Origin of the sequence: Halobacillus sp. BBL2006 (assembly GCF_000786645.1) — a bacterium.
Classification (GTDB): Bacteria; Bacillota; Bacilli; order Bacillales; family Halobacillaceae; genus Halobacillus.
In genome coordinates, this window is the sequence record NZ_JRNX01000390.1 from 1 (window position 1) to 1,362 (window position 1,362).

General features: G+C 42.9%; 2 protein-coding genes. Both read right to left on the reverse strand.

Annotated features, from left to right (window positions below; all coding sequences use genetic code 11):
• On the reverse strand, nucleotides 1-538 hold a 538-nt coding region (locus LD39_RS12015; protein ID WP_035546804.1), incomplete at its 3' end, for a Gfo/Idh/MocA family protein.
• A 150-nt stretch (nucleotides 539-688) separates the two neighbouring features.
• A partial coding sequence (locus tag LD39_RS12020; protein WP_035546807.1) for a GntR family transcriptional regulator occupies nucleotides 689-1,362 on the reverse strand: 674 nt, incomplete at its 5' end.

Below are 1,362 nucleotides of genomic sequence, written 5' to 3' on the forward strand. Positions count from 1 at the left end.
CAGCCGCTTCTGGTTGAACCCGCCACGGAAGATTTCCAGGATCCTTCACATCTTCCCGCGCTACTTGATACTGAGTCGAAGATACAAAACGCAGCTCGCCTATCCTATTCTCATCCAGCAGCTCCTTGATCTTCAGAAAACGCTCCTGCGCCCTACGATAATAAGCCACATACAAAGGAACACCTGCCTCTTTACAAGCAGCGACCATTTCATTGCTTTCATCAAAATTACGAGCCATCGGCTTCTCCACATAAACAGGCTTCCCCGCCTGTGCTGCCTTCAGCGTATATTCCTTATGCGAACTCGGAGGTGTAGCAATATAAACCACATCAACCTCTGGATCGTTGATCAATGCATCCGCATCATCGTACCACTTTGGAACGCCATGTCTTTCCGCATAATCCTTAGCGAGTTCCCCCGTCCTCCTCATAACCGCAACGAGCTCTGAGTTTTCAACCTTTTGAAACGCAGGGCCGCTTTTCTTTTCTGTAACGTCTCCACAACCGATAATTCCCCAGCGGACTTTTTCGAATTTCATGATCGATTCCTCCTCAAATTTCATATTTATTCCATACCCTAATCCGAAGTTCGCACACTCTTCTAGTATTCATAAACTTAGAGATTTGATATTGATCTACCACCTCAGATCATCCAGAATTTGGATGATCTGAGGTGGTAGTATTTTACATCAGAATCGCTTAGAGGTGAATTTGAATGTGTATTTTTCGCTTCGGTAATAAAGGCGTGTGTATTCGAAAATACGATCATCTTCAAAATAAGCCCATAAGTTCATGGATAGAATGCATGAGTTGTCCTTCATTTGTAACGTATCTCTCAGTTCATCATCTGGAGTGAATGGAAGAATTTCACCCTGCCGCTCTTTAATTCTGTATCCTTTGTTTTCCACGTATTCATATTTGGATCGGGTCATGACGTCAACGGATAGATCCGGAAATAATTCAACAGGCATGTACGTTTCTTCAAGGATTTTAGGCTCCCCATCCCCACTCCTCAATCTTCGTATAAAGAACACCTTCTCGTTTTCCTTTAGCCTTAACGTTTCGCGAATGGTTTCTTCAGGTAACTGCATGTGAAACTCCAACACTTTATTCGAAGGCGTTTGATTTAAGCTCTCCATTTCTTCTGTAAAACTTTGCAGCCTGTAGATGTCGTGTTCAATTTTAGGCTGTTTCACATAGGTCCCACTTCCACGTACCTTATAAAGGATCTCCTCATTGACCAGAAGCTGAATCGCCTGGCGTATCGTCACCCTCGACACTTCGTATTTATCCGACAACTTCTTTTCTGATGGAATCGCATCATCTTTATCCAAATGATCCATGATAATTTGTTTTTTTATTT